Genomic DNA, 11,672 nt, shown 5'->3' with positions numbered 1-11,672 from the left:
GCATCAAGATCCCCGACCGCGAGATGAAGCAGCTGATGAAACAGCACGTCACACCCCACGCGTTCCACGGCGAATGGAACTACGACATCACCGCGCCCGAAACGCCCAAATGAGCGTGTCATTCATTTCCAAGCCCTTAGTGTCGGTGCGCCATGAGCAGGATTGAGAACACTGATGACTGATGGGCCGAGTGTGTGGTCTGTGCCCGGCTATACGCACATCCGGGAGCTCGGTGCCGGAGCGAGCGGTCGCGTGCTGGTCGCCCGGGAGAACGAGACCGGGACGCCGGTGGCGATCAAGTACCTCGCCGACGCGGTGCACTCGTCGGGGGACTTCCGCAGCCGATACCGCCGCGAGGCCGAATTGCTCGGTGCGCTGCGATCGCCGTACGTCGCTCGCTTCTACGAATACATAGAGGTCGCGGACAGCGCCGCGATCGTCATGGAGTTGGTCGACGGCCATTCGCTCGGCGAGGTGCTCAAGCACGAGGGGGCGACCGGGCCCGAGGCCGCGCTCAGCGTGCTCAAAGGTTCGCTGTTGGGACTCCACGCGGCGCACGAGGCCGGTTTGGTGCACCGCGACTACAAGCCGGGGAACGTGCTGGTCACCGCCGACGGATCGTCGAAGCTCGTCGACTTCGGGATCGCGGTCGTGCGCGGCGACACCGACGAGGCAGCCGGAACCCCGGCATACATGGCGCCCGAGCAGTGGCAGACGGGCCGGATCACGGCGGCGGCCGACGTCTACGCCGCGACCGCCACGTTCTACGAGTGCCTGACCGGCGAGCGGCCGTTCTCCGGCGCCACGACCGTGGAACTGATGATGCAGCACGCGACCGCGCCGATTCCCGATGAAGCCGTGCCGGAACCGCTTCGACCGCTGATCCGCCGCGGACTCGCCAAGGATCCCGAGGACCGGCCGGCGGACGCCGCGGCGTTCGTCGCGGAACTTGAGGCGTGCGCGACCGCGTTCGGCGACGACTGGGAAGAGCGGGGGCAACGCAAGCTGGCGACCCTGTTCGCCCTGCTGCCGCTGCTGGACTTCGACGTGCGGGACGCGAACCCGTCGGGTGGCACCGCACTGGCCACCACGCTCCTCGGACCCGGCGCGCCGCGATCCGGCCGCAAGTGGATGAGCCGGCGCGCTCTGGCGGGAGTGGCGCTCGGGGCCCTCCTCCTTGGAGGCGCCGTGGTCACCGCCATCGGTGCGCCCGCGGCGGATTCGTCGTCGGCACCCGCCCCCGACGGCCGATCACCCGCACCCGATCCCTCCGCGACCGGCGCGTCGCCTGCGATGACATCGGGTGCGGGCTCTTCGGGCGTGCCGACGCCCTCCTCGGCTGGTGCATCTGCGACTTCTACCGTCGCCGACGCACCTTCCGCGTCGCCGGGACCGTCCGCTCCCGGCCTTCCGCCGAGCGCGGGAGCAGGCTCGACCACCGGCTCACCGACGCCTCGGCTGCTGATCGGCTCTTCGCCTGCGACGGCTCCCAGCAACCCTCCTGCCTCGACCCCGCCGCCACCCCCGACCCTTCACATATCCTCGGTCGGCATCACCCTGTTCGGCTGTTCCGGCCGAGTCGGGGCCGCGGCGACCGTCCAGGTGCAGTCTGACGGCGCTGCGGCGGGGACGCTGTTCCTCACCTGGTTCACCAGCGCGAGCGCAAATGGCCCGCAGTCGGTGGTCCAGCAGCAGAGTGTCGTCCTACCGCAGGGCAAGACGGGCTTCTCCGGCACGTATTCATACGACTTCAGCGACGCCGGATTCGGTTCGCAGCCGTACTGGGGCCTCGCCGTCTCCACGTCGCCGACGGCCCAGTCGGGCGATATGTCCAGCCAGAGCCTCCAGTCCTTCAGCTGTGAAATCCAGTAGGCACGACACGACGAGATTCCCTCGCGGTGAGAGCTGGTACGGCCAGGACCCGCCTGGCCGTACCAGCCCTGATTCGTACGCGGCGACCGCGGCCTAAGAGGTCACCCTAAGCGCTGTTGGCGGTGGGCCAGCGCGTCGGGACGAAGCCCGCGTCGACCAGGGACACGCTGACGTTCACACCGGACGTCGAGCGGAAACGCGCGATCTGGTCTGGGCTGTCGACGTCGATGTCGGTGAAGGGGTTCGACCGCTCCAGGTGGACGACCCATACAGGTTCGCCGTCCGGCGAGAGCCGCGCGAAGATCCCTTCGGATCCCCACGAGCCCTCGCCGCAGCACACGTATCCGCCGTCATCGAGTTCGATCTGCTTCGAGACGACGATCGACGTGACCCATTCCGGGTCCTCGGCGAGTAGCGCGTCGAGGTCGAACGGGTCGCCGACTGTCAGGCCGCCGGGTGCCCGCTGGTCGAGTGTGACGGCGAACGCGCGTCCGTCGGCCAGGTAGAGCGCGTCGCGGATCGGGAGCTCTTCTCGCTCCCACAGCTGTGCGAGCGTTGCGGTCACGGGCATACGGCGGGCCTTTCGGACGTGCCTTCCGGTGGGAGTCGGCCGCCGGCTCGTGCGTTGCGGGGATCTTTGAGCCGTTTCGTGAACGCCTGCTGCCAGGTGCGTCCGGCGGTGGAGATGCCGTCGGGCGCGGCGGGGTCGACGCGGGTGATCGGTACATGTGACGAGTCGACGTCGAGGGCGGCGTCCAGGCGCCGGTTGTCATAGGTGACGAGTTGGCCGTTGACCTCCATGACGCGCAGCGCGGTGCCGGGGCGGGTCCAGTCCCAGGTTCCGGCGCGCATCTGTTCAGCGTAATCGTTGCCGCTGATGGTGCGCTGGGAGAAGTTGATGGTCTTGGGGTCGACCCATTCCGGACCGCCGCCGTCGAGGCCGAGCGGGTCGAGCCAGGTCAGCGGGTTGTCGACGTAAGCGTGATGGTTCGGCGCGGGGGCCAAGCCGAGGGGGTCCGGGCAGGTGTAGCGGCCGGTGGCCGGGTCGTAGTAGCGCTGATAGTTGTAATGCAGGCCGGTCTCGGCGTCGTGGTACTGGCCCGGGAACCGCAGCGCACAGTCGACCTTGGCACTGCCGACTTCAAAGCCGTCCACGGCCGCGTCGCCCGGGTGGCCGGCGTCGCCCCAAAGGCCGGTGGTGCGGCGCCAGGCGATCGTGCCATCCGGGGCGACCAGTTCCTGTGGCGTGCCGACCAGGTCGGTGACGATCGCGTGGAACTGCTCGTCGATCGCCTCCTGTGGCGTGCCACGGTGAAAGGTGCGCCGCCGCTGGGTGATCGGTGTCCAGGTTCCCGGCTCGTAGTCCCAGCTGGTGACGGTGGCGGCGGTCGTGTCGGCGGCGCTGCGGTGTTCTTCGGCGAGCAGCTCGCCGTCCCAGACGAAGCGGATCTCCTCGACCGGCTCACCGCCCGCGCTGAGGCGCTGCTTGGCGATCCGGCGGCCGAGCGGGTCGTAACGGTAGCGCCAGGTTTGCCCGTCAGGCAGGACCGCCTGGACCATCCGGTCCTGCGCGTCATAGGTGTAGATCCACTGTTTGCGCTGCCCGGACAAGGTGCGCCGCGCGACGCCGATCAGCCGACCTTGAGCGTCGTACTCGTAGCTCGTGCGGCCGGCATGGCGCAGCAGCGTGCCGTCGACCTGACGGGGACCCGACACGGGTGCGTCCGTGTTGCGGGTGTCGGTGGCGAGTGTGAGGTTCCCGGCGCCGTCGTAGGCGTAGGTCTCTTTCCACGTGGCCGCGTGCACGGCGGTGACGCGGCCGGACTGGTCCAGCTCGTACCGGCGTGGGCCGTCGGCGGTGTCGGTGGACGCCTGCACTCCGCCATCAGGGCGGTAGGCCCAGGAGCGTTCATGCAGCGTCGTCGCGATGCGCGCCTGCGCGGGGCCCTCCACGCCGAGCACACTGCTTGAGCTCAGGCGGCCGAGCGCGTCCCACTCGTTGGTGAGTGCGACATCCGCGCCGATCCAGCGGTAGGTCTCGCGCCCTGCCGGATCGTGGCCGAAGGTGAGTTGCCGGGCGTCGAGGGTCAGCGAGGCCGGTCGGCCGGTCTTGTCGTAGGTCCAGTGCGAGAGGTGTCCGTTGGCGGTGGCACGCGTGAGCCGCCTACCGGCCGCGTCGAAGGAGCTTGAGACGGTGGCGCCGTCCACGGTCTGCGCGACCACGCGGCCGGCCGCGTCGTATGCGAAGGACAGGTCGCAGTCCTGCGAACGAGCCGCCGTGAGCCTGCCTGCGCGGTCGTATTCGAACGTCACGGATTCGGGCTCTGCGTCGTCGCTGTCCCGCAGTTGCTGCTCGATGATCAGACCACGCTCATCGCGGGTCAGGTCGAGGATCTGTCCCGTGCCGTTGACGCGCCGGGTCAGCTGGCCGGCGGCGTCGTGTTCGTAGCGCAGGGTCCGGCCGTTGAAGTCGGTCTCGCCGGCCAGATTGCCGCTCTCGTCGTAGCGATAGCTCCAAACCGACCGCCGGGGGTTCGTCACCGCAGTCAGGCGCAGTTCGGTGTCGTAGTCGAACGTGTGGCGCGAACTGTCCGGGTCGATGCGCGAGGTGAGCAGGCGGAAGGGTCCGGTCTCGAACCGTGTGGCGGCCCCTTGCGGGTTCACGTGCGCGGCGAGGTTTCCGTTGGCGTCCCACTCCCAGCGCTCGCCGGTGCCGTCCGCGTACGTACGCGCGACCAGGTTGTCACGGCCGTCCCACGACGACCTGGTGACCGCACCGAGCGGGTCGGTCAGCGCCGTGATCCGGCCGTGCCCGTCCCGCGCCGCGCGCCAGGTCGCTCCGAGCGGGTCGGTGATCGAGACCGGCAGCCCGGCGCGGTCGCACTTGATGACGGTCGCCTGGCCGAGGGCGTCGGTCACCCGGACCAGCGCGCCGCGCTCGTCGTAGGCGTAAGCGGTCACCGCTCCGGCCGGGTCGATGGCCTCAAGCAGGTTGCCCCGTTCGTCATAGCCGTAGTGCCATGTCGAACCGTTCGGGTCCGTATACGCGGTCGGCAGGCGCAGTTCGTTGTACTCGGTGCGCGAGATCGATCCGTCGGGGTGCTCTACCTGTACCGCGTCGCCGTGCTCGTTACGTGCGAACCGGGTGATCGCACCAAGCTGGTCGGTGCTGGCGACGATGTGGCCATGGCGGCTGCGCTCGGTCAGGACAGTGCCGCCGCGCGGGTCGGTGCGCGCGGTGACCCGTCCGCGCCCGTCCCTGCGGTAGACGGTCTCGTGCCCGAGCGAGTCGGTGACGGTAGTGGTACCGGCCTCGTCGTCGTAGGCGAATACCGCGGCGAGGTTTCCGTCCTGGCCGCCCACGTGCACCACGCGGCCGTCCGGCCCGTACCGGTATTCGTGCCGGTATCCGGTGCGATCTGTCCAAGCGGTGACTCGATCGTCCTGGTCGTATTCGAACGCGAACGGCAACTCGGTTGCGTCGGTCGTCTCGACCAGGCGCCCGGCGGGGTCATACCCGAAGGTGATGACGGGCTCGTCCGGGCCGCCGGCCGGATCGACCAGGCTCAGGGACCGGACACGGAGCCCGCCGCGAGTCCCGGTGCTCTCGATCCGCAGCCGGTAGCCGCCGGAATGGTAGAGGTCCGTCGGGGCGCCGTCCGCGTCGCAGGCGAAGGTGATCCGGTTGCCGTTGCGGTCCACGATCGCGGATAGCGGCCGGAAGCGGTCGGGGACCGGACCGGGCGGGAAGTCCAGGACCAGCCCGCGTTCCGGCTGGTGCACCGTGATCGTGTCCGACTCGCGGTTCCACGACAGCGGCCACCGCGCGCCCTGCACGGGCAGTACCCGCCGGCCGGGCTGCGTGGGAACCGGGTAGTGCAGCACGACGCCGTCCGGCGCGGCGTAGTGGATCCCGTCGTCATCGATCTCAATGCGCTGATCCAGCGTCGAGGCCCAGGTGCGGCCGAACCAGCGACCCTTGCGATAGCCGGAGATCTGGGTGCGCTCGAACACGAGCGGGAGCACTCCGGGCAGCCGCAGATCGGTCTGCTGCATGAACATCTCGCCCGTCGCCGGGTCCACCGGGTCGTTGCAGGACGGGCGGTCGGACGCGGGCACCGACTCGCCGGCCGGGTCGCCCCCGCTCAACGGCGGCGGGTCGACCGGACCGGACACGCCGGGCGACCCGCCGCCGGGCAGGTTCGGTTCGCCGGGAACGCCGCCGGTGGTCGGTACCGGGTCGGTGCCTGGCTTGATGCCGTCGAGCTTCGCCCCGAGTTCCGCGTCCTTGCCGAGGGTGCGTTCCAGGTTGCCTTCGGCGATGCCTGCGGTGTCCTCGCCGAGCTTGGCCATCGCCCCTGCGGCGTCCCCGGCGGCTTGGCCCGCGTCCTCGGCCAGCGCGCGTACGACGGCGGCCTGATCCCCGCCCGCCATCAGAAGCTCAGCCCGGCGATCTGCGAGCGGAACGACTCGGCGTGCGAACGCATCGTCGCCGCATGCTGGCGGATCAACGCGATCTGCGTTCGCGCCGCCGCCTCGTCCACACTGAAGCCTTTCCCGCTGCCAGCCGGGCCGCCGGAGGTGTTGCCCCAGTCCAGCCCGCTCATCGCCGCCTCGATCTTCGCGAACAGCGGCTTGGCCGCGGCCTCGATCACCTGCCCGATCACGTATTGCTCCAGGTCCTGCACCAGCGACTCGGCCAGCTTGCGGCCCGCCGCGATGATCAACGGCACCGCGGCCTCGGCGATCCCGAGCGTGGCCACCGCCGCCGCCTGATCCGCCACGAACGTGGCCGCCATCCCGATCAATTCCGCGACCGCGATGCCCTTCTGCGCCACGATGTAGCCCGCGTACGCCTCTAGCGCGTCTGCCAGGATTCCGCAGCCGTCCACGATCTCGGTCACGTGCCGCTGCGACAGCTCCGCCCACCCGGACTTCATCCGCTCGGTCGACGCCCCCTGATGCGCCTGCGCCAATCCGTGCACCGCCGACGTCGCGTCGTCGTGGGTGCGCTGCACCGCCTGCCCGAACTCCCGCACCAACGAGGCGAACTGCATCACCGTGTCCTCGTTGATGTACGGCCACTCGACCCCGATGACGTTCAGGAAGTTCACCACCGGCATAGGCAGATCATCGATCGCCACAGCCACACCTCCGAGCCGGAAAGTCTCACACCATCCCGTATGCGTAACCCGTCATGCAGAGCCGACGCTAGCAGAGCCCATACAGGCAAGTGCATCCAGCAGGGCAACCATTTGGTCATCCGATGTAGTGATCAGCGGGACTTGCGGAAATCCACTTCACCCGAAAAGCCGGTGCCTTCGTGCATCTGAGGTCGAGCGGTTGCCGCGGTTGCGACTGGCTGTAGTGCCACCCAGGAGTGCAGAGTGCTGTCATGCCTGAGCTGAGTCGACTTGAACGACGGATACGGCGCGACTTCCCCGCGCCCGGATCCGCGCACGGAATCATCACCGCCCTGGACCGGCTGCCCGACGAGGCGGGATACGGCGAGGAACACTTCCGCACCGAGCGCATCCGAGCCGCGATCGTCTTGCTGGCGGACGGCGATCTCTCGCGTTTCCGCGACGCCGTCGAACTTGCCAAGACCGACTGGCGTGACCTGCTCGTCGCCGCGGGCCTCGCGCATGCGGACTGGCCTTCCCTGCTTGACGAAGCGCTCGGGCCCGCCGACGTCGATGCCGACCGCCGGACAGAGCGCGGAGGATGAACGGCCGAGCCGTCGGCTCCTGATCCACAGTCTGGCCGGCAGTCTGATCCGCAGTCTGATCGGGAGCTAGCCCGGCCGATGCGTTCCGGATCGAGGGTGTTCGTCGGTACCTGCGTGCCTGTTCAAGCGGCTGAATGGTCCAATTGGTTGAGACCATTGACTTCCGTTGGAAGCTAACGCTACCTTCCAAGGAAAGCCCGCGCGCCACCACGATCCGGAAGCGGCCATGGATTCTCTGCGCACCACCGGAAAGGCGACGCCCGCGGACGTGCGGGCCGTCAACCGGCGGTTGCTCCTCCAGCACATCAGCGAGGGGCGCGGCCGCGTCTCGCGCGCGGACCTGGTGCGGCTCGCGGGGTTGAACACGGCGACGGTTTCCGGTCTGGTCGCGGAGCTGCTTGAGCGGGGCCTGGTGCGCGAGGTCGGCGTCGGGCCGTCCATCGGCGGCAAGCCGCCGATCCTGCTCGACCTGGACGAGCAGTTGTACGCCGTGCTCGGTGTGCAGCTGATCCGGGACGGGTTCCGCATCGCGGCCCTCTCGCTGCGCGGGCGCATCATCGAGCAGCACGACGAGGTCGGCGACCCGCAGCGGATGATCGAGGCGCTGGTCCCGGCGGTGCAGAAGATGGCCGAGGCCTCCGGCCGCAGCGTGCTCGCCGTGGGCGTCGCGGTGCCCGGCATCGTCGACCATCGAGGGCTGATCTCCCGGTCGGTACTGCTGCACCGCAACGACTTCGACCTCGGCGGCTGGCTGGGCGAGCGGCTCGGCTACCCCGTCCACCTGATCAACGACAGCGACGCGTGCGCGCTGGCCGAAGTGGCGCTCAGCGACGAGCCAGCGCCGACGCTGATGGCCCTGTACGTGGGCGACGGCGTCGGCGCCGGGCTGGTTCTCTCCGGCGCGCTCTTCCAGGGCGAGACGTTCGGCGCCGGCGAGGTGGGCCACCTGAATCTGAGGACGCACACGCTGCGCTGCCAGTGCGGGCGGGTCGGCTGCCTGGAGGCGGCAGCGCGCATCAGTGTGCTGACCGGTCGGCCCCAGTCGCTGCAACTGACCCCGCGCGGCGAGCAGCCCCAGGGCAGCCTTGACGACGAGGCGGCCATGCGTGCGGCGGCCAACATCGCCGCGCTGCTGGAACTCGTCTCGGAACTGCTCGACGTGCGCCGCGCGGTCATCTGCGGCCCGGTGTGCACGCTCGGGCCCGCGTTGCTCGAACACGTCCGGGACGCTCTGGCCGAGAACGAGCCCTACCTCGGCGGCCACATCACCGTCGAGTACTCCCGGCTCGGCTGGAACGGAACCCTGCTGGGCGCAGCAGCCTGCGCCGCGCACACGGAACTCGGCCTGCTGTGGTCGATGATCGACTCGTGAAACTGGGAGAGATCGTGCACACAACGCCAGAGGGGCTGCGCGAGCGCAGGTACCTCCAGGTGAAGGACCACATCGTCGAGCGGATCGCGCAGCTGCGGCCCGGTGCGTCCATCCCGGCGGAACGCGATCTCGCGGTGGTGTGCAGCACCTCGCGCACGACGGTCCGCAAGGCCGTCACCGAGCTGGTCGCCGAGGGCCGGCTGGTGCGCCGCCAGGGTTCCGGCACCTACGTCGCGGAGCCCAAACTCGCCTGGCCGCTCATGGTCTCCGGCTTCACCGAACACGCCGTGTCCGAAGGGCTGAAGGCGCGCACCTCCTTCCTCTCCGCGGAACGCATGAGCGCCGGCCCCGAGCTCGCCGAGCGCCTCGGCATCCGGCCGGGCGGTTCGGTCCTGTCCATCGAACTGCTTCGCTTCGTGAACGACGCGTCCATGGCGCTGGAGTGCATTCACGTGTCCGCCCGCCGCTATCCCGGCCTGGCGGCCGCGGTCGCGAAAACCGGGTCCCTGTACGAGGTGCTGCGCGACAAGTACGGCGTCAGCGTCGCCCACGCCGTGGAAACCATCGAGACCGCTCCGGCCGCACCGCGCGAGGCCGCGCTGCTCGGCACCGAGGTCGGCTCGCCGATGCTGCTGGTGTCCCAGCACAGCCACACCGCCGAGGGCGAACCGGTCGAGTGGGTGCGCACCTGGTACCGGGGCGACCGTTACTCCTTCGTCGCGCACATCTCCCGCCCGCCGGCTCCGGTCACCGCGGGCGCTCAGGTCTCGAACACCCGTTGAGCCGCCCGTGAGGCATTCACCGGGTGTACGGACCGTGCCGTAGGCGTCGGCGGTGACTGACCTGGGCTGCCGCGCCGCGTGGGCCGACCAGTACGCCCACGTGCCGCTTATATCATGGTTCGACTGAACCGGTCGCGCTGGAGAGCCGTTCCCGTGTGGTCACGCAGTATGGGTTCGAACCCTGAATCACCTTGTTCGAACCCTGCATCGACTACTCGAAGGAAGTGCTCTGATGGCACAACGACCACCGCGTCCTGCGCGGTTCGCGCTCACCGCACTGGCCGGGGCCGCGCTTGCGCTGACCGCCGCGGCAGCGCCGGCCGCCGCCCGCGCCCACGGTGCGGCCCTGCCGGCCGGCGGCACGATCACGCCGATCGCCTCCACGGTCCCGGCGAACGGGGACGTGAACCCGTACGGCATGGCCGTGGTGCCCGCGTCGACCGGCGCGCTGTACCAGGGCGACGTGCTGATCAGCAACTTCAACGCGGCCTCCAACCTGCAAGGCACCGGGACCACGATCGTGCAGGTCTCGCCGGGCGGGCAGGTCAGCACCTTCGCGCAGATCGACGCGGCGCACCTGCCCGGCGCCTGCCCCGGCGGGATCGGGCTGACCACGGGGCTGGTCGCGCTGCGCTCCGGCTGGGTGATCGTCGGCTCGCTGCCGACCAGCGACGGCACCGCCGCCACCGCGAAGGCCGGCTGCCTGCTGGTGCTGGACTCGCACGGCACGGTACGCGAAACGCTGTCCGGCTACGGCGTCAACGGCCCCTGGGACATGACCGCGCTCGACTTCGGCTCCTTCGCCGACCTCTTCGTCACCAACGTGCTCAACGGCACGGTGGCCGCGAACGGCGCGACCGTGAACGCCGGCACCGTACTGCGGCTCGGGCTGTCGATCCCCTACGACCAGGCGCCGCAACTGGTCGCGGACACCGTCATCGGATCGGGATTCGGCGAGCACACCGACCCGGCCGCGCTGGTGGTCGGCCCGACCGGCGTGGGCCTCGGCGCGGACGGCACGTTGTACGTCGCCGACAGCGTCGGCAACCGGATCGCCGCGATCTCGAACGCGTCGTCGCGCGCCACCAGCGCAGGCACCGGACGGACCGTCACCTCCGGCGGCGCGCTGAACACGCCGCTCGGGCTCGCGGTCGCGCCCGGCGGCGACATTCTGACCGTGAACGCCGGCAACGGCTTCCTCGTGGCGACCACGCCGTACGGGACGCAGGCGCAGAGCGTGCAACTGGACTCCTCGGGCAGCCCGGCCGGCGCGGGCGCGCTCTTCGGCCTGGCACCGGTGAGCAACGGCGACGTCTACTTCGTCGACGACGCCACGAACACACTCAACCTCCTGCACTAAGCACCGGACTGATTACCTGCACTGATTACCTGCACTGAGAATTTGCGCAGTGCAACAGTGCCCGGGCAACAGTGCCAGGCAACGGCGGCGGTGGGGGCCAGCGGCACGGCCCCCACCGCGGCCCCACTGCACACGGACGCCAGGTGACGTGCAGGCCGAAATTCCGGTTGCGGGCCGAAATCCCGGTGCCGAAGCCCGGGGCTCGCGGCCCGAGTCGGCACCGGCACGTGGATCTCCGTCTGCGTCGACCGCGAACGCTTTCTCGATGTACTGACAGCCGTTTGACAGCCGGACGCCACGTGTCAGCGGTGCTGGAGGGAGTTGAGCCGGGCGGCTTGGCGGGTGAGGTGGTCGCGTTCGGGGAGGTTGGTCGCCTTGCGCGCCGCCTCGGCGTACAGCTGCGCCGCCGACACCGGGTCGCCGTCGCGTTCGTGGAGGTATGCGGCCACCGCGGCATAGCGGGGCAGTGACGGGTCCAGTGCCGCAAGTGCCGCCAGGCCGGCGCGCGGTCCGTCGGCCTCGCCGACGGCGACCGCTCGGTTGAGCCGGACGATCGGG

At 69.9% G+C, this 11,672-nt stretch carries 8 protein-coding genes and 1 pseudogene; 5 read left to right on the top strand and 4 right to left on the bottom strand.

The annotated features are described in order from the left end of the window. Positions 1–174: 174 nt before the first annotated feature. Positions 175–1,872, top strand: a complete 1,698-nt coding sequence (locus VGS97_RS03275; protein WP_326851661.1) for a protein kinase domain-containing protein — start codon at positions 175–177, stop codon at positions 1,870–1,872. Positions 1,873–1,978: 106 nt separating this feature from the next. Here VGS97_RS03275 and VGS97_RS03270 read toward each other — a convergent pair whose 3' ends face one another. Genes VGS97_RS03270 through VGS97_RS03260 form a run of 3 tightly spaced genes read right to left on the bottom strand, consistent with a single transcriptional unit; the run spans position 1,979 to position 7,016 of the window. Then, complete coding sequence (locus VGS97_RS03270) at positions 1,979–2,443, bottom strand: hypothetical protein (protein ID WP_326851660.1); 465 nt, start codon at positions 2,441–2,443, stop codon at positions 1,979–1,981. Then, positions 2,434–6,306: a DUF6531 domain-containing protein gene (locus VGS97_RS03265; protein WP_326851659.1), complete on the bottom strand. Its 3,873-nt coding sequence runs from the start codon at positions 6,304–6,306 to the stop codon at positions 2,434–2,436. Before VGS97_RS03265 ends, VGS97_RS03270 begins: the two co-directional genes overlap by 10 nt. Then, complete coding sequence (locus VGS97_RS03260; RefSeq protein ID WP_326851658.1) at positions 6,306–7,016, bottom strand: hypothetical protein; 711 nt, start codon at positions 7,014–7,016, stop codon at positions 6,306–6,308. Before VGS97_RS03260 ends, VGS97_RS03265 begins: the two co-directional genes overlap by 1 nt. A 251-nt stretch (positions 7,017–7,267) precedes the next feature. Between VGS97_RS03260 and VGS97_RS03255 the strand changes: the two genes are divergently transcribed. The 4 genes from VGS97_RS03255 to VGS97_RS03240 all read left to right on the top strand — a co-directional run bounded on the left by VGS97_RS03255 (position 7,268) and on the right by VGS97_RS03240 (position 11,114). Next, positions 7,268–7,600: a hypothetical protein gene (locus VGS97_RS03255; protein WP_326851657.1), complete on the top strand. Its 333-nt coding sequence runs from the start codon at positions 7,268–7,270 to the stop codon at positions 7,598–7,600. A 226-nt stretch (positions 7,601–7,826) separates the two neighbouring features. Beyond that, a complete protein-coding gene (locus VGS97_RS03250; protein ID WP_326851656.1) occupies positions 7,827–8,972 on the top strand; it encodes an ROK family protein in 1,146 nt (381 codons plus the stop codon). Then, positions 8,969–9,754 (top strand): GntR family transcriptional regulator, encoded by a 786-nt coding sequence (locus tag VGS97_RS03245; RefSeq protein ID WP_326851655.1) that lies wholly within the window; start codon positions 8,969–8,971, stop codon positions 9,752–9,754. Before VGS97_RS03250 ends, VGS97_RS03245 begins: the two co-directional genes overlap by 4 nt. A gap of 232 nt (positions 9,755–9,986) precedes the next feature. Then, positions 9,987–11,114 (top strand): hypothetical protein, encoded by a 1,128-nt coding sequence (locus VGS97_RS03240; protein ID WP_326851654.1) that lies wholly within the window; start codon positions 9,987–9,989, stop codon positions 11,112–11,114. A gap of 302 nt (positions 11,115–11,416) precedes the next feature. On the opposite strand, the pseudogene VGS97_RS03235 reads toward VGS97_RS03240, so the two are convergent. Continuing rightward, a pseudogene (locus VGS97_RS03235) lies at positions 11,417–11,672 on the bottom strand (RNA polymerase subunit sigma-24); the annotation flags it as partial.

The sequence above is a fragment of the Actinocrinis sp. genome, from assembly GCF_035946395.1.
GTDB lineage: Bacteria > Actinomycetota > Actinomycetes > Streptomycetales > Catenulisporaceae > Actinocrinis.
Note: the sequence above shows the minus strand (reverse complement) of the source record. Positions and strands in the feature narration are given on the sequence as shown.